Annotated in this window: 15 protein-coding genes; 9 read left to right on the top strand and 6 right to left on the bottom strand. The window is 55.1% G+C overall.

What is annotated here, in order from left to right; all coding sequences use genetic code 11:
• Positions 1–225: 225 nt before the first annotated feature.
• On the top strand, positions 226–1,137 hold the full coding sequence (locus SD425_RS24275) for a DUF72 domain-containing protein (protein WP_324673193.1): 912 nt from the start codon (positions 226–228) through the stop codon (positions 1,135–1,137).
• 79 nt (positions 1,138–1,216) lie between these two features.
• On the opposite strand, the gene SD425_RS24270 is transcribed toward SD425_RS24275, so the two are convergent.
• The gene (locus tag SD425_RS24270) at positions 1,217–1,915 is read right to left on the bottom strand and encodes a hypothetical protein (RefSeq protein WP_324673191.1); all 699 of its coding nucleotides are present in this window, start codon (positions 1,913–1,915) and stop codon (positions 1,217–1,219) included.
• A gap of 841 nt (positions 1,916–2,756) precedes the next feature.
• Between SD425_RS24270 and SD425_RS24265 the strand changes: the two genes are divergently transcribed.
• The gene (locus tag SD425_RS24265) at positions 2,757–4,871 is read left to right on the top strand and encodes an IPT/TIG domain-containing protein (RefSeq protein ID WP_324673188.1); all 2,115 of its coding nucleotides are present in this window, start codon (positions 2,757–2,759) and stop codon (positions 4,869–4,871) included.
• A 101-nt stretch (positions 4,872–4,972) separates the two neighbouring features.
• Here SD425_RS24265 and SD425_RS24260 read toward each other — a convergent pair whose 3' ends face one another.
• Positions 4,973–5,920 (bottom strand): ketoacyl-ACP synthase III, encoded by a 948-nt coding sequence (locus SD425_RS24260; protein ID WP_324673186.1) that lies wholly within the window; start codon positions 5,918–5,920, stop codon positions 4,973–4,975.
• Between the two features lie 108 nt (positions 5,921–6,028).
• Here SD425_RS24260 and SD425_RS24255 point away from each other — a divergent pair, with 108 nt between their 5' ends.
• Entirely contained in the window at positions 6,029–6,652 is a 624-nt protein-coding gene (locus SD425_RS24255; protein WP_324673183.1) for a hypothetical protein, read from the top strand.
• 66 nt (positions 6,653–6,718) lie between these two features.
• Here the strand turns inward: SD425_RS24255 and SD425_RS24250 are convergent, their stop codons facing one another.
• A complete protein-coding gene (locus SD425_RS24250; RefSeq protein WP_324673181.1) occupies positions 6,719–7,480 on the bottom strand; it encodes a head GIN domain-containing protein in 762 nt (253 codons plus the stop codon).
• Between the two features lie 146 nt (positions 7,481–7,626).
• On the opposite strand from SD425_RS24250, the gene SD425_RS24245 reads away from it, so the two are divergent.
• A complete protein-coding gene (locus SD425_RS24245) occupies positions 7,627–8,064 on the top strand; it encodes a hypothetical protein (RefSeq protein ID WP_324673179.1) in 438 nt (145 codons plus the stop codon).
• 67 nt (positions 8,065–8,131) lie between these two features.
• On the top strand, positions 8,132–8,539 hold the full coding sequence (arfB, locus tag SD425_RS24240; protein WP_324673177.1) for an alternative ribosome rescue aminoacyl-tRNA hydrolase ArfB: 408 nt from the start codon (positions 8,132–8,134) through the stop codon (positions 8,537–8,539).
• A gap of 36 nt (positions 8,540–8,575) precedes the next feature.
• On the opposite strand, the gene SD425_RS24235 is transcribed toward arfB, so the two are convergent.
• Positions 8,576–9,289 carry a hypothetical protein gene (locus SD425_RS24235; RefSeq protein ID WP_324673175.1) on the bottom strand — a complete coding sequence of 238 codons (714 nt, stop codon included), beginning with the start codon at positions 9,287–9,289 and terminating at the stop codon, positions 8,576–8,578.
• Positions 9,290–9,526: 237 nt separating this feature from the next.
• Here SD425_RS24235 and SD425_RS24230 point away from each other — a divergent pair, with 237 nt between their 5' ends.
• Positions 9,527–10,129: a DUF4142 domain-containing protein gene (locus tag SD425_RS24230; RefSeq protein ID WP_324673172.1), complete on the top strand. Its 603-nt coding sequence runs from the start codon at positions 9,527–9,529 to the stop codon at positions 10,127–10,129.
• Between the two features lie 92 nt (positions 10,130–10,221).
• On the opposite strand, the gene mgtE is transcribed toward SD425_RS24230, so the two are convergent.
• Positions 10,222–11,607, bottom strand: a complete 1,386-nt coding sequence (gene mgtE, locus SD425_RS24225) for a magnesium transporter (RefSeq protein WP_324673169.1) — start codon at positions 11,605–11,607, stop codon at positions 10,222–10,224.
• Positions 11,608–11,969: 362 nt separating this feature from the next.
• On the opposite strand from mgtE, the gene SD425_RS24220 reads away from it, so the two are divergent.
• From SD425_RS24220 to SD425_RS24210, 3 genes are all read left to right on the top strand, one after another.
• Complete coding sequence (locus SD425_RS24220) at positions 11,970–12,788, top strand: cyanophycinase (RefSeq protein WP_324673167.1); 819 nt, start codon at positions 11,970–11,972, stop codon at positions 12,786–12,788.
• Between the two features lie 157 nt (positions 12,789–12,945).
• Positions 12,946–14,211: an OmpP1/FadL family transporter gene (locus SD425_RS24215; RefSeq protein ID WP_324673164.1), complete on the top strand. Its 1,266-nt coding sequence runs from the start codon at positions 12,946–12,948 to the stop codon at positions 14,209–14,211.
• A 22-nt stretch (positions 14,212–14,233) separates the two neighbouring features.
• Positions 14,234–15,613, top strand: a complete 1,380-nt coding sequence (locus tag SD425_RS24210) for an SGNH/GDSL hydrolase family protein (RefSeq protein ID WP_324673161.1) — start codon at positions 14,234–14,236, stop codon at positions 15,611–15,613.
• Between the two features lie 67 nt (positions 15,614–15,680).
• On the opposite strand, the gene SD425_RS24205 is transcribed toward SD425_RS24210, so the two are convergent.
• Positions 15,681–16,721 (bottom strand): YpdA family putative bacillithiol disulfide reductase, encoded by a 1,041-nt coding sequence (locus tag SD425_RS24205; RefSeq protein ID WP_324673159.1) that lies wholly within the window; start codon positions 16,719–16,721, stop codon positions 15,681–15,683.
• Positions 16,722–16,779 lie beyond the last annotated feature (58 nt).

Below are 16,779 nucleotides of genomic sequence, written 5' to 3'. Positions count from 1 at the left end.
TAATTTATCCAGCTGAATTGCCCAAAATCTGCATTTGTGTTTAGTTAAGCCATGTTTTGCACTATAGCAGGAGCACGAGAAAGACCCGTGGAAATAAGACTATCCGCCGCTGAAAAAATTTTGGCATTCCTTCCGGATTATAGTCCAAAACCGGGTTGCAAAACTCTTGGAAATTTGCTATGGAGTAAGAGCCACGTACCAATCCGTTTTGCCGTACTTTGCTTTATGGATTTTGGCCGCCTTTCCGACCTGCGCTACGTTGACTTTCGTCTCCCTACCGACCACCCCGAAACAGCCGCGGTACTTGCCCGCTCGCAAGCCGCGGCGCCAGCACCTAGGGTGTTCGTAGGATGTCCAATCTGGACTAATAAGGCGTGGTTGGGTTCTTACTTTCCAGCTGGTATTAAGGATGCCGATTACCTGCATCACTACGCCCGGCAGTTCAACAGCATCGAGCTAAATACGACGCACTACCGCATTCCCGATGGGCCCACGGTACGCAAGTGGCGCGACGCGACGCCCGCGGGCTTTCAGTTCTGCCCGAAGATTCCGCAGATCATCAGCCACGACCGGGAGCTGTACAACGCCGACGACCTTACCACCACGTTCTGCCGGGCCATTAGTGGCTTGGAAGACCGGCTTGGCTGGGCCTTCTTACAACTGCCGCCCACCTTCGGCCCCGAGCACCTGCCCCGTCTAGAGCGCTATCTGCTCGACTTTCCTGACTACGTGCCGCTGGCCGTCGAGCTGCGCCACCCAGCCTGGTTCTCCGATCCGGGTTTGCGTGAGTCGGTGTTTGCCATGCTCGAAGCCCTAGGTAAAACACTAGTCATTAGCGACGTGGCCGGCCGCCGCGACGTGATGCACATGCGCCTGACCACGCCCGTGGCCTTCATTCGCTTCAACGGCCACGGCTTAGTACCGAGCGACTATGCCCGCGCCGATGCGTGGGCCGAGCGCCTAGCTGCTTGGCTAGGCGCGGGCTTGCAAACGGCCTATTTATTTGTGCATCAAAAGGATATCATGCACTCGCCCATCTGGACGCAGCGCTTTCTGGAGAGGCTTAATGCACTAACAGGGTTGAATGTAGTGCCGCCGCGCATCATCCCGCAGCCGGTACAGGGAAGTTTGTTCTGAGAGGTACTCTGAGCAAGTTGCCAGGAGACTAGCTTTGAAGAAGTACTCTTGCTCAGAATACCCTTTGGCAGGGAACTGCTTATCGAACTATGCTCAGACGCAAATTCAGTTCTACGCCAAGCTCTACACGATGATAGGTGTTAGATTGATAGTAGGTGCCGTTATGTGTATAGCGGATATATTCTTTGTTATATATACCGGGCCCAACGCTAAAATCGAATAAGGCGATAGTGCCCAACCGCCGTTGCATTCCCCATTGTGCCGATAACCCAGCAAAGGAATAATGCATGCGTTGGGGACGCTCACCTGTGTAGAAAGGCTCAAAGTCAACGTTGGTTTGCAGCGCTATAAAGTTTCCTACAAGAGAACCGGCTGCTCGGTTGTGGCACATGCGCGCCGCTTGATTGTAATAATAACGGCTTCCTGCTTCGATAACGTAGCGGCTCAGAAAAGGGGGGCGAAAGGTAGTTGCAGCAGAAGGACCGATCAGATAATATACTGGACGTTCACGTAGATCAAGGTCTGTAACCAAATTCCCGTAAACGGAAAATTTAGACCCTAGCTGGCGCTCTACGCCCAGCGTGATAGGCAGGCGTACACCACGAAAACCCGTGAACGTACGATGCAGTCCTAGCCCTAGCTTGAACATTGTTTTGCGCGACATAGCAGTGCTTGCATCGGAAGTTGGTGAGGTTTCGTACGGTGACGTTTGCGCTTGACTAGGTAATGCTGAAGCAAGAGCTGCCAGCGAAGCTGCGCACCATAAAGGCAGTTGCATATAAAACGAAGAAATAGTGGTTAATGATGGACTAGCGAGCTAAGCTCAAGTGTAAGTTTAGCTCAGGGAGTAGCAGGAGCGGGCGGTAGAGCGAAAAAGTGTAGTCTGTGCGGTTATACTTCCGTCTCAAATCGTTCATAAGACCGATTCCTGCGCTCAAATCATACAATAGCAGATTCCCCAACCGCCGTTGCATACCCCACAAAGCGGAAACGGCAGAGTAGTCATACAGGATGTAGGTTCGAGCATCAAGTGGGGCTCGATATGGCACCAGATCAGTGCTAGCTTGCAGCGCTATGTAGTTGCCAACGAAAGGTCCTGCAGGCCTATGATGTTGCATCCGTCCTGCCTGGTTGTAGTAGTACCGGCCACCTAGTCTCGCAACAGCACGTCTGAAAAACGTTTGGTAATAGGGGGAGTGACCGTTAGCCAGCTGTAGCGCAGAAGTAAGGTTTGCGTAAGCAGTAATTTTATCCGTTAGCCTATGCTCTACGCCTAAGACAATCGGTAAACCCAAACCGTCATACCTGCTTATTGCAAAACCACGCCCTATCCCGACTCCTGCCTTGAGCATAGTTTTGCGGGGTAGAACCGAAGGCGAGCTCGGCGTACTTGGGGTTAGCGTGTTTGTTTGCGCATAGCTAGGTGCTGTAGAAGCTAGAGCCATACATAATGCCGCCAATGATAGATACAATTTCATACAGAAAAATATAGTTAAAGGGTAGTCAGGCTAGATAATCAGACGGCTTCATCGATAAAGAAAGCGTAAGCAGTGAAGCCGTTTTACTCGTTCCTAAACGTTGTATCTTGTTTGCCTATTTTCTGCCCCACCCATTTATATATGAAGATTTTTACGATTTGTCAGTTGAGTGTGAGCTTGTTGTTGATCTTAAGTACTTTAAGTAAGGCGCAAACACCTACTCCACCGACGGAAGTACACTGTGCCATGGTGCCGATGGACCCAGCTGAGCGGGTGCAGAAAGCTAGCTTGGTGGTGGAAGGGGAGGTACTCGACGCGCATGGTTTCTGGGATAGTGCGCACCGCCGCATCTACACGGCCCACCGGGTGCGCGTGTACAAGTCGTTCAAAGGCGATGCGCCCGCCGAGCTGACTGTGCTGACTGAAGGCGGGCAAGTGGACCTCGACCTGGAGCAAAATACTAATACACTCCGCTTAGCGCCCGGCGACCAAGGCGTGTTCTTCCTGTTCGCGGCTCCTTTCACTGGAGTAGAAACAGCCGGGCCGGCTTGGACGGCGTATGGCAGCGAGCAAGGTTTTCTTCGTTACGACCTAGCTTCCGCTACGGCCACCGAGCCGTTTCGCGAGTACCCGCTGCTGGATGCTAGCTTTTACAACACCCTGAGCAGTGAAACGGGGCAGGCAGCGCGGGTAATTGCACCCAACCCTAGCCTAAGTGCGGCTTTAGCTCAACGAGCGACACCGGTTGCTTACCGCGGCACGGCGGCTATTATCAGCAGCCTAAGCCCTACCAGTCTTTCCGCGGGTACGGGTGCCGTACTGACCATCACAGGCACTGGCTTCGGCGCGGCACGGGGCACCGGGTTTGTGGAGTTTCGGAACGCGGACGACGGCGGGCGAACGTACATCAAGCCCATAGATGCTGATTATGTCAGCTGGACGGATACGCAGATTCGGGTACGAGTGCCTTCCTACGGTAGCACCGGCAAGCCGGCCGGCACAGGTACGGTACGCGTCACGGCCAGCGACGCCACTCAGGCTGTGAGTGCCACGGCCGTTACTATTCTGTATGCCCTCACCAACGTGCAAGCGGACCAGAACAACCAGCTGTACCGGCCAGGGCACATTAATGCTAACAACACAGGCGGCTACACCTTTCAGTTCGACCCTGGCTTCATGGCTAACACGGCCGCTAACACTGCGTGGCAGCGCGCCCTCGCGACGTGGCGCTGCCAAACGGGGGTGAACTGGGTAGTAGGCACAGCTCGCACGAAAACGGACATAGCCAACGACGGCGAAAATTCCGTGGGATTTGACAGTGGCACCGAACTCCCCGCCGACGTGCTAGGGCGTACGACCAGCTATTACAGCGGCTGCCGCGCCGCCGATGGTACAGTCGTGTTCTGGGTGAAGGAAATCGATACGCAGTTTGATGATAGCCGTAATTGGCAGTTTGGCACCGCTCGGGCCAATGTGTTGCAGTTTGACTTTGAGTCAGTGGCGGTGCACGAGCTAGGGCACGCGCAGCAACTTGCTCACCTGATTCTGCCTACCGCCGTCATGCACTACGCTATTGCCTCCGGCACCAACAGCCGCGCCATCAATAGCAACAGCGACATTACGGGCGGCCGTTTGGTGTTACGGACGCGCGGTTTCGTAATGCCGGTCTGCAACCCGGTGCCTATGTTGCCAGCCCCGCTGACCGCCACCAAGGCTACTTCGCTGGGCGGGGCGGGTATACAACTCACTTGGAACACCCGTGATGAGTGCTTTTTGCAAACCGCGCAGGCTTTTGTGGTGCAGCGTGCCGCTGATACAACTGCCTCCTGGCAGACGCTCGCGACGCTACCAGCCGGGGCTACCAGCAACACCTACAGCTACCTCGATCCGCAACCCTTATCGGGGCTGAGCTACTACCGCCTAGGTTTGCGCCGCCCCGATGGCAGCCTCGACTACGCAGCTCCCCTAGCCGTCAGCGACGATGCTAGCCTAGCTTCCGATTTACAGCTCTACCCTAACCCGCTCACCGACGGCGTGCTGCGCTTGTGGTACACGGGTACGGGAACGGGTAATCTTACCTTGTACTTCTACGACACTATCGGCCGTTACCACGATGGGTATGCGCTGTCCTATGGCTCAGGGCTCAATCAACTTTCGGTGGCCCTCAACAACTTGCGCGCTGGTCTCTACCTCGTGCGGTGGCGCGACAGCAACGGGCGAGCGGGTACCACGCGTTTCGTTAAGCTGAATGAATAAGAGGAGAGAACGTTCTCTGACGTAAAAAGCAAAAGCCGCCGCAGCTCAGGAGCTGCGACGGCTTTTGCTTTTATTTCTTAACAGAAAAGAGGAGCTGCCTATTAGCGTCCTAGCAGCATGGCGCCGTAGGAGTATCCTCCCCCGAAAACCGTAATAACCACATGGTTGCCAGGCTGAAGCTGATTCCAAGTATCCGACAGGCCAATGGCGGCACCGGCGCAACCCGTATTACCTAGGTAATCGATGTTGGAAACGGCACGTTCTTCGGGCAAGCCAAGTTGTTGCACGACATTCTTGGTAATGCGTAGGTTGGCTTGGTGCGGAATCAGGTAAGTCACGTCGCTTACTCCTAGCTTATTGCGCTCCAGAATTTCCTTGGTCACGCGAGCCATGTACTGGCAGGCATGAATAAATACATCTTTACCAAAGGGCATCACAATACCACGCTCCACAGGCTTGAGCGTAACGGCAGTATTGGCTTTCCCAACGGGTGCTGCTCCTCCCGTGATGAGGTCGAGCATGCGCAAATCAGTAGGAGCAAGGCGTTCCTTAGTGATAAGCAGTGCTGCTGCTCCATCGCCCCACAGGTGGCCCGCTACCGTATCGCCCTCGTTGTTGTAAGCTGTGTTGTGCTCCGACACGACCACCAAAGCGTTGCGCGCTTTGCCCAGAGCGAAGTAGCCTTCCACAATCTCGATGGCGTTGAGCAGCGACGAGCAAGCCGATGATACGCTTACCACCGGAATATCGGTTACGCCAATGGCATGCTGCACGGCGTGCGCCATCGTGAAGATGGTATCGTGGGGCGTGTAGGTGCCGCCCACAATAAGGTCGATATCGGAGGCGGCTAGGTCAGGTGCGGCCGCCAAAACCCGGTTGGTGGCCTCCACGGCCATCGTGTTCGTATTCTCGCCAGGGGCCGCTTTACGCCGTTCCCGAATGCCGGTACGCTCGATAATCCACTCGTGGGACAAGCCGTTGAGGCGGGTGAAGTGTTCGTTGGTAACGACGGCGGCGGGCAAGTAGGCCGCCACTTGGTGGATATACACAGAGCAAAAAAGTGAATCAGCGAAAAAAAGCGGCTGCAAGGTACGCGGTTGCTACCGCAAAAGCCGCAATATCGGGGCTGGGCTCGTACTTTGCGCAACTATTTTACGTTGAAACGTGCCCTGCACGGTGGAGTTCGTTTCGTTGCTTACAAGATTATGGTGTTTCGATTGCCGTCTTCGCGGTTCTTCCTAGTGAGTGCCCTAACGGGGATACTGGCCCTTTGCGCTCAACAGGCTCAGGCTCAAAAATATATTACCGCGGCAGGCTTGCGTCTCGGCAAAGAGAACTTCGGAATTACCGTGCAGCAACGCATTCTGCCGAAGGCTACGCTCGAAGGTATTGGCATTATTCGCAACCGTGAGGCGAGTGTCACAGTGCTCGCCGAACATCATTTTGGGGTGCTCGGTCGCAGCCTGAACTACTACGCGGGTGCTGGTGGTCACTTAGGTACCCAGAAAGACCACGGCGGTTTCGGCGGGGTTGACGGCATCCTAGGGTTGGAATACAAAGTCGCCTTCTTCCCGCTGGTACTGTCGCTAGACGTGAAGCCAAGCGTAGAAATTCACAACAACGAAGACTGGTTTCGGGTACCGACAGCTTTTTCCCTGCGTTACGTGTTTATCAAAGAGAAAAATAATGGCCTGTTTGATAAGGTGTTTGGCAGCGACAAAAAAAGCAAGCGGAAAAAGAAGGACAAAGATTCTTCCCGTAAGGGTTTGTTTGACTTCTAAATGCAACAACGCCCTACTCACAGAACGGAGTAGGGCGTTGTGTTACAAAGCGCTCAGCGCCAAAACCTAGCTCCGATGTACTCGGCCGCTACCGGCAATGGAGCTGTTGATTTGTGGGTTGCCGCTAACGTAGATGCTTCCCGAGCCGGCAATGCGAGCGTCGAGGGTTTTGGTGGCATTCACCCGGCAGTTGCCTGAGCCGCTAATCGATACCTTACTGGCCTCAGCGCGCAAATCGGCCGATTGTACGTTACCCGAGCCGCTAATCCGCACGTCGTGGCGCGGGGCGGCACCTACTACGGTGATAGAGCCCGAGCCTGACACGGCCGACGTAACGGCAGTGCTTTGCACCTGCGCCAAGCTCAAGTTGCCGGAGCCGCTCACGGCTAGGTCTAGCGTATTCGCCTTGATAGCGTCTGCCGCTTTGATGCTACCCGAGCCGCTGACGCTCAATGCCTTAATCTCAGGCATGGTCACGTAGACGGTAATGGGGCCTATATTCACATTGTTGGAGCTGTTGAGTACTCGGCCGAGTAGGCCACCATCGGAGTCGCCGGAGTTGCGACCGTCGTTGTTTTTGATGCCGATGCGCAGTTGACCATTGTTCACGATGGTTTCCACGCGAGCTAGGTCGGCAGGGTCGCCTTCCAGTTCCACTTTCTGCGGGCTGCCTTGGCGTAGCACTACTTTGGGCGAGCCCGCGAGTTTGAGTTCCGCGAAAGCACTTACTTGCCGCACCTCGCGCGACGCAAGCCGGTCGGAGCGGAAGGAGGAAAGGATGAGTAGCGCTGGCAAGATGGCCAGTAGCAGGAGACGTAGTGTTTTCATAATCAGGATAAAACGAGTTGAAGTGCGATTCTGGACCTAAGATGCAGAAGAAGATACAACCGTTGCCTGAACTTTCATTTATCAGCTACTAATTATCATTTAACAGCTTTGTGCGTAGGCAAAAAGGACACTGCTTCTGCCTACTTATGCCGCTCCCTCTACTGCTCTTGCTCAATTTTGCCCTGGCCACGTACCTCACGGGTGTCATCTGGACGGTGCAGCTGGTGCATTATCCGGGCTTTGGATTAGTCACGCCGCAAGCGTTCGACGCGTATCATAAAGCACACCTAGCGCGTATGGGGTGGGTAGTGATGGCGCCGATGGTGGCAGAGGCCTTGCTGGCTTGTTTGCTGGTGTGGCAAGGGCGCGCACTCGGTAGCAGCGTGTGGTGGAGTCTAGGGTTGGTCCTGTTTATCTGGGGCGTCACGTTTCTGGTCTCGGTGCCGTTTCACAACCGCTTGGCTGCTAGCGGCTTCAACTACATTGCCATTGATGGCCTCACGCGCACGAACTGGCTGCGTACCCTGGCCTGGACGGCGCGCATGTTGTTACTGGGCTGGTTGTTGTACATCTCCCTGCGCTAACGCTTGCTTAGTTAGGCGTGCTGCCGCGTTTTTTGATTCTTACTTGCCTGTTTGTTACTCTCCCCGCATGCTTCCCTCTGCTGCTGATTTCTTGCCCGAGCTTCAATTTCAAACCGCCCGCAGTAGTGGGCCTGGTGGGCAGAATGTGAACAAAGTTGAGTCGAAAGTGGAGTTGCGCTTCCACCTAGCTAGCTCGCAGCTACTCACGGAGGAGCAAAAAGAAGTTCTGCTGACGAAGCTAGCCAAGCAGCTTACGAGTGAAGGCTACTTGCTCATAACTGCCCAAGAAGACCGTAGCCAGCTGCGCAACAAGGAAATAGTAGTGCAAAAATTCCATGACTTGCTGAAGCGAACCTTACACAAGCCCAAAGCCCGTAAAGCTACCAAACCTAGCCCTGGAGCCGTGCGTGAGCGGCTGCAATCCAAGAAAAAGCACAGCGAGAAGAAGTCGAACCGGAAGTGGACAGATGGTTAAATGGTTGATAAGTTTCACTACTAACCATTCAACCATTTAATTCAGGTCGAGGCTAAACAACAGGCCGAGCCAAGGGCGGTGCTGATAAATCCAAGAACGGCGGTCGGGGCCAATGAGGTGATCGAGACCGGCAGCCAGACCAACGTTGAAAATGCGCGCGTCGTAGAGAGTAGCTAGGCCCGCGTGCAGAACGAGTCCTTCGTATTCAGGGCCAGCTTGTTGCTGGGTCACGTCGCCCGTGATGAGCGTAGAACCTAGGCCAAGAAAGCCGCCGTAGCCGAGACCCGTAGCCCGAATGCGGGGTGCTTGCTGCCACGGCGTGATATTTTGTCGGCTGAGGTAGTAAAAGTTGAGGCGGCGACCTAGGTAGAGTGCGGCGTTGAAGTTGCTATTGAGCTGCACCGGCACGCCGGCACGCGCAGGCCTCACCTTCACCGGTATCGTGAATACGTCGAGGTCAAGGTTACGGTCGAGGACTAAAACGTGGTGGTCGGGTTGCAACTGATAACGAATGGGAGCGGGAACTGGCTGCGTAGAGTAGGGCGTAAAAACTAGCGAATCGGAGCGCTGCTGCACGTACACGCGCTGGTCGTGCAGGCGAGCCGCTAGGGTGTCGTTGCCACCTAGGTGCATCACTTCGTACCAGTCATCGTTGAGTTGGGTCACGTTGCCAACCGCCGCACAGCTGCCCAGGCTCCAACCACCTGCCAGTAATAGCCCTATTCGGCCCATCCAAATCTTGATGCCCATACCACGTGAGGAAAGTTACAAAGTACTAGTGATGCCTTGATTTGCGCGGAAAAGCAGGGCGAAAATGGATGATTACGAAAGTGTGATAAGTGTTGAGCTTACGCTAGTAGAAGCAAGCTCGGCTATTAACCTTCTCATTATGATATCGTTATAATCGACGTGCTTACTCGTTTGCTGCTGGCATTCGGCAGAAAAGATGCAAGTGGGCATAGCGCAACTAACTATAAACACCTACTCATGAATCAGCTACACGACGCTACGCCACGGCGGGCATTTCTGACAAATTCGGTGAAGGGCAGCTTAGCGCTTGGCGTTGGCCTATCGACCCTAGCCTCGCTCCTGCAATCTTTTACATTTAAGGAAGAAGAGAACGGCCTGCTCGTGCAAGGAGCCGGCGCCATTACTACGGAGGCGCAGTTTCGAGCGGCTGTCGCACCACTTTCGCAAATGTCGTTGATGAGTAGCCAAGTCGCTACCACCCAGGCCACGAACAAATATGCGAAGCAGTTCGCCGGCTTTGAGCTAGCCGAAATGACGGGCATGATGAGCATCCTGAAAGACATGGGCACTACGCCTCCACCCATGGACGCCAAGTCGCAGGCCATGCTTGACCAACTCAAAGCTGCTAAAGGTGCCGCCTTCGACAAAGCCTACATTGCCGCGCAAATCCAAACGCACCAGCAACTGAACACTCTCACGAGCGGCTACTTGGCCAGCGCCGCGCCTAGCACCAGCAACATGATGGAAAAGCACGGTCGTCACATTGCCACGTTAGCTTCTGTTGCCATCAAAGAACACATCGCTATTACGCAGCAGATAGCGAGCGTGCTCGGTAGCTAGGCTACGTGTACTAAACGAACAAAGCCGCCATACAGTAGGTACGGCGGCTTTGTTCGTTTAGTGTAGTACTTAAGCGTTTGCCTAATGAGTTGCTACAGGAGCGTACCCCGTAGCACCATGGTAGCCACCGAAAAATAAATAATCAGTCCGGTCACGTCCACAAGTGTGGCGACAAAAGGGGCTGAAGATGTGGCCGGGTCGAGGCCGAGGCGCTTGAGGATCATCGGCAGCATAGCTCCCGATAGCGCCCCCCACAGCACAATACCTAGCAATGAGAAGCCTACTGTTACAGCAATCAGAGCCCAATAAGGACCAAAATAGCCAGGGTCAATGTAATTGGCCCACAAGACAATACGTAGCGAACCCACGATACCTAGGATGCCGCCCAGTAGCAGACCTGAAATCAACTCCCGCCGCATCACTTGCCACCAGTCCGAAAGCGAAAACTCGCCTAAGCTCATCGCCCGGATAATGAGTGAGGTAGCCTGCGAACCGGCGTTACCGCCAGCTGAAATGATTAATGGAATAAATAGCCCGAGCACGGCGGCTCGCTGCAAGTCGTCCTCGAAGTGGTGCATGGCCGAGGTAGTCAACATCTCACCAATGAGCAGAATCACGAGCCAACCTGCCCGCTTCTTGACCATGCTCCAGATGGGCGTGTCAAGATAGGGCTCATCTAACGCTTCCGAGCCACCTAGCTTCTGAATGTCCTCGGTGTCTTCTTCTTCCCGAATATCCAGGATATCGTCGATGGTGACAATGCCGAACAGCACGCCTTCGCTGCCCACCACGGGTAAGGCAACCCGATTATTGCGGCGAAACACCTCAATAGCTTCTTCTTGGTCCTGCATGGTTTGCAGGTACACGTAGCGCCGGTCCATCAGCTCGCTCACGTACTTCTGCGGATCGGCGAGCAAGATCTCCTGAATAGCTAGGTCATCAATGAGCCCCCCGCGTTCGTCGGTGACGTAGAGCACGTTGAGCGTCTCCGACTGCCCACCGTGGCGCCGAATGTAGTCGAGCACCTGCTGCACCGTCCAGTTTTCCCGGATGGCAATGTAGTCGGGCGTCATCAGGCGGCCCACACTCGACTCGGGGTAACCTAGCAGCTCCAACGTCACCTTCCGCTCGGGTTCGGAAAGGGTCTGGATAATTTCTTTTACGAAGTCCTCGGGCAAAAACTCGAGTAGCGCCGTTCGGTCGTCAGGCGACATCTCGTTGAGGATGTCCGTGATTTTCTCCTGCGACAAGTTGGTGATGAACAGCCGCTGGGTATCCAAGCTTAGATACTCAAAAACCTCGGTGGCAATGCGCAATGGCAAGAGCCGGAAAATAATGAGCTGCTCGCGCTCATCTTCTTCCTCAATCAGCGCAACTAGCTCGGCCGGTTCAAATTCTTTGAGAATGTCCTTGAGCTTAAAAAACTCGCCCTCCTGAATCAGGGACGTGATGTGTTCGATAGTCGGTTGCTGATTCATGAAAGAGCCGAAGGTATTTCTCGCTAGGCAGGAAGATTGGTGAACAAAAGGCCCGCAAAAGTAGGGCTTACTGACGGGGAAACAGGAATTCTGGAGTATTAATTCTGAATTATGCTTGCGCTTCGGAAGGCAACTAGAAGCTGAACGGTTTTCAAGGCGAAAAACGAGCCATCACGATGAACAGGTCCGTTTTTTACACGTTAGGTGCTTTGTGCTAGTAAGTGCTTGTCTGGCTACATGATACGCTCGGAGAACCCGTGCTGGCACTTGTTTGTAAGAGTCTCATGTATCGCAATTCAGCCAGCTGAACGTACAACTCAAAAAACGGCGTGTACTTTTGCCGCCCCTCTAGTTAGTTGCCTATGTCTCACTCGTCTACTCTTGCGCGCGGAACGCTTGTTGCCCTTGGGGGCGGCGACGATGATGAAATGCTGGCCATGTTGGCTGATATGGTACCCAACCCAGCCACAACCCAGATTGAAATCGTGACGACCGCGGCCCCCGAGCCAGGTCGCTCCGGGAAGGCTTACGTGAATGCCTTTCAGGAGCTAGGTTGCGAGCGAGTGCATCATCTGCGCATCGATGAGCGCCATCCGGCTGATACGCCGGCGCACTTAGCACGGCTTCAGCAGGCTGGTCTCGTCTTCTTCACGGGCGGCGACCAGGAGCGCATCACCGAATGTTGGGACAAAACCCAAGCCCAGGCCATTCTGATTGAGCGGCACCGCCAAGATGAGCACTTCATCGTAGCGGGTACCAGCGCTGGGGCCGCCGTCATACCGAGCTGCATGATTGTGGAAGGCCACGGTGCCCGTTCCCTCACCAAAGGCGGCCTGCGCACGACCAACGGGCTAGGGCTGATGCCAGAAATGTACATCGATCAGCATTTTGCTGAGCGCGGCAGGTTCAACCGTCTGGCGCATGCGGTGTTGCAGCACCCGGTTCGCCTAGGGTTAGGGCTAGGTCAGGAAACTGGGGTCATTATCCGGCACGGACATGAGGCAGAGGTATTTGGCGACGGCGTGGTGATAGTGGTCGACGGAAGCCATCTGCGAGGAAGTAACATTGGGCGCATTGGGCGCGGCGAACCGGTTTCGGGCCAAGATTTGCGCGTTCACTTGCTAGTGAGCGGCCAGCGCTTCGATTTGCGTAGTCGTCAAGTGCAAAGCGATGAACAATAATTTATTGAGAGTCAAATAGATCCATTTATCTCAAAACAAGACTTTGGGCTAGCTTCTGCTTGGGATAAAAGTGTTAGGCACGCCTACTATTTTCTCTCTTTTTTTCTTACATTTCGCCCGTATCCCCCACCCCAAATTCCCACTTTTTCATCTCCTTATGAATCTCAAACATCTACTCCTAGCGGGTAGCGCGTTGCTTACGAGCACAGCTGCTTCCGCAGGTGGCTTTCAGGTAACACTGGCAGGCCAAAAGAACAATGGCATGGGCGGTGTTGGTGTTGGCTTGTCGCTCGACCAAGCGGCCATGTTCTACAATCCTGGTGCGCTGGCTAGAGTCCGCGAGCGTGGCGTGCAAGTAGGCGTGAATGCAACTATGGCCCGCTCGGCCTTTCGAGCGGAATACGGTGGCACGCAGCGTGAGCTGCGCAACAGCACCGTTACGCCCTTCAACCTATACGCCAGCTTTGGTCCGGCGGAAGGCAAATTCCGGGCAGGCATTGCCGTGTACACCCCTTTCGGCAGCAAGCTGCAATACGCCGACGGCTGGGAAGGTCGCTACTCGCTGACGGACATCACCTTGGAGTCTGTCTTTATTCAGCCAACAGCTAGCTATGCCATCACGGATAAGCTCAGCATCGGGGCGGGACTGGTAATCCTAGCGTACGGCTCGGTCAACTTGCAGCGCGACGTACCGGTGCAGGATCAGCAGGGCAACACCGGCCACGTGGAGCTGGATGGCAAGGCTGAGAACAAGATTGGCTACAACGCCGGCATCTACTACAAGCCATCCGACAAGCTCAGCATCGGGGCTAGCTACCGCTCGCAGATCGACGCGCATGTGAAGACCAGCAACGGCGACGTGTCGTTCTCTAATATTCCGTCTTCACTCAGCTCACGCTTCGCGGCCAAGCACTTTGACGTAACGTTGCCATTGCCGGCCACGGCGAGCCTAGGTGTCGGTGTGAGGCCTACGGAGAAGCTCACCATTGGCCTGGATGCCAACTACGTATTCTGGAGCAAGTACAAGTCCCTGAACTTCACTTTCGACGGTCCGGTGGGTGGCGTTACGACGAGCAACTCCCGCCGCGAGTACAAGGACGCCGTGACGCTGCGCCTGGGAGGGCAATACCAGCTGACCAGCGGCCTGACGGTGCGTGCCGGTAGCGCGTATGACTTCTCGCCGGTAAAAGACGGCTTCGTGACGCCCGAAACGCCCGACGCCGCCCGCCTTGCGCTTACCCTAGGGGCTTCCTATAAGTTCGGAGAGCATTTCGGCCTAGATATCTCTAGCCAGTTTGTTAACTTAAAAAAGCGCAGCCAGACCCAGGCTGAACTTGCCGCCAATGGCACGACCGACCGCGTAGCCGGCACCTACAAGACCAAGATCGTTATTCCCGGTATTGGCTTGAATTATAATTTCTAATCACCCGCCTTCTTCCCACCTCATGAATACGTTACTCAACAGAAGCTCGGCGGCGCTTGGATTGCTCGGGCTGGTACTAACTGGCTGCCAACCCGATCTTGATGCCCCTAAGGCGGATAAAGGCACGGCGGATTTTTCCAACTACGTAGCCATTGGCAACTCCCTTACCGCTGGCTATCAGAGCGGCGGCCTTTTCAACCAAGGAATTCAGAACTCTTACCCAAGCATTCTGGCCAAGCAGTTTGAAAAAGCCAATGGCGGGGCTTTCGTGCAGCCGCTGTTTGCTGACAACCAGAAAGATGGCTCGGGTTACCTGAATTTCCAAGGCTTCACCGCTACCGGCTCGCCTATTCTGCTATCGCCGGGACAGGCGGGTAACACCCGCACCTACCAGCTGGCCTACACGGGACAGACGCTAATAAGTGGCGAACGGCAGCTGACGGCCTACACTGGCGCGCAACCGAACAACCTAGGTATTCCGGGCATCTCGGTGCTGTCGAGTGTGTCGGCGCTTACGGGCGGCATGGCCCCCTACGGTTTGCTGAACCCCTACCTGAACCGCTTGCTGTCTGCCACCGAGCGGCCGACCGTCGACTACCTCACGTACATCGGGCGGGCCACCCCTAGCTTCTTTACGTGCTGGTTGGGCAGCAACGACGTGCTGACGTACGCTACCGCCGGGGGCGTGGCGTCGCCGACCAACCCATTCAGCGGCCTCACCGACACGACACGCTTCGGTCAAGGCTACCGCACCATCGTGCGCACCATCACGAAAAATGGCACCGTGAAAGGCGTCATTGCCAACATTCCGAGCGTGACGGATGTGCCGTATTTCACCGCTGTGCCCGTCGCAACCGCTATTGCTAGCATCAAAGGCAACACAGCGCTGCCCAACGCAGCGCAGGCTAGCCTCTACATTCGGACGGGCGCCGGCACAGTGCGCGAGGCCACGTCCAGCGACTTACTAACGCTAACTGCTTCTTCGGTTATTGGTACCACCACGACAGGAGTTCCGCTGCCGGTGGGTGTAGGCTATTCCGCTACTCAGTCCAACCCGCTACCGAGCCAGTACGTGCTCGATGCCGACGAGCTGGCTGCTGTAGGTACCCGCACCGCGGAGCTAAACAAGATAATTGCGAAAACTGCCCGCCAGTACAACGTGCCGCTGTTTGATGTAAACGCGTTCTTCACCACCATCGCCAAGAATGGTATTGCCATCAACGCCACGGCGAACAGCACGAGCTTCATTTCCGGCAATCTGTTTTCCTTGGATGGAATCCACCTCACCTCACGGGGCTACGCTGTAATTGCCAATGAGTACATCCGGGTAATCAATGAGAATTATAAGTCATCAATTCCATTTGTTAATCCGGACGAATACCAGGCGGTGTTGTTCCCGTAACAAGACCTAGCTTTCATCCATAAAAAAGCCCCCGCTGCGTAGCAGCGGGGGCTTTTGTTTTAAGCAGTTAAGAGTGCGCAACAGGCGCTTCTACCGTCAGTTGCACGGGTTGCAGTACCTCCGGTAAAGCAGGCGCTGGTTGGCCAGCAATGTGAGCAGCAATAACTTGCGCGTGGTAGCGCCCATTCTCGATAAACCAGCGGCTGGTGTTCAGGCCACCGCAGACGGTGCCGGCTAGGTACACACCAGCGCGGTTGGTTTCCAGCGTTTCAGCGTCGTGCGTGGGAGTCTGAGCTAGGTCGGTCTGGCAAGTGATACCTAGGGCCGCTAGGAAGGAGAAATCAGGGTGGTAGCCAGTAAGGGCGTACACATAGGTGGCTGGCACGGAAAGCGGACCTTCTGGCGTGCGCACTTCAACTGTCTCAGGCGTAATGCGCTCAATGGTTGTGTTGAAATACGCTTTAATACGACCTTCCTTGATGCGGTTAAGCAAATCGGGGCGAATCCAGTACTTCACCGATTGGCTGATTTCTTCGCCGCGAATAATCATCGTCACGCGTGCGCCGGTGCGCAGGAGTTGTAGGGCCGCTTTCGCCGACGAGTTTTTGGCCCCGATGACAACGACATCTTGGTGGGAGTGGGCGTACGGCTCTTTGTAGTAGTGCGTAACGTGCGGCAGCTCCTCGCCGGGCACGTGCAGGTAGTTAGGTACGTCATAAAAACCGGTAGCTACAACAACGTAGCGACAGCTGATCCTGCCTTTCTCTGTGACCACTTCGTAGCGACCTAGGTCGCCTTCCAGACTCGTTACCCGCTCGTAGAGGCGTAAGTTGAGATTTTCGGCGCGCGCTACGCGGTGGTAATAATCGATGCCGTCTTCGCGCAGTGGCTTGTAGTGAGCCGTTGGGAAGGGATGGTCGCCGATTTCGAGCAGCTCGGGGGTGGAGAAGAATTCCATGTTGGTTGGGTAACCGATAATAGAATTCACCAGGGCCCCTTTGTCAATAACCACAGCCGTGAGGCCGCGCCGCTGTACCTCCAAGGCGCAGGCTAGCCCAACTGGGCCGGCGCCAATCACTACCACGTCAAAAGAAGAATCTGTCGTCATACCCGTGTAATACCAATTCAGAAGCCAGGAGTTTACAACTTTCCCCGTGGCGACACTT

It is taken from the genome of Hymenobacter sp. GOD-10R, assembly GCF_035609205.1.
Lineage (GTDB): Bacteria > Bacteroidota > Bacteroidia > Cytophagales > Hymenobacteraceae > Hymenobacter.
Note: the sequence above shows the minus strand (reverse complement) of the source record. Positions and strands in the feature narration are given on the sequence as shown.